The following is a 243-nucleotide window of genomic DNA, read 5'->3' on the forward strand; positions in this document are numbered from 1 at the left end:
TGGGTGACAGCGCCTTGCTGCCCACCGTCGAGGTGACCAGCACTTATGACGCCATCCAGGGCGCGGCCGAAGCCGGCCAGCCGGTGGCGACCAGCCAGGGCAACGACCCGGACGGCGACAACGCGGCGCTGCGCTACAGCCTGACCGAGGGCAGCAACGCCGACGGCTACTACGCCATCGACGCGATCACCGGCACGGTCACTCTGACCGACGCAGGTGCGGCCCACGTCAACGGCGGCGGCA

General features: G+C 70.8%; 1 protein-coding gene. It reads left to right on the forward strand.

The features are described 5' to 3' along the window. Positions 1–243: cadherin repeat domain-containing protein (locus HW452_RS17470; RefSeq protein ID WP_224107354.1), on the forward strand; the 243-nt coding region annotated here is incomplete at both ends.

This window comes from Vreelandella aquamarina (assembly GCF_020075495.1).
In the GTDB taxonomy this organism is placed as follows: domain Bacteria; phylum Pseudomonadota; class Gammaproteobacteria; order Pseudomonadales; family Halomonadaceae; genus Vreelandella; species Vreelandella aquamarina_A.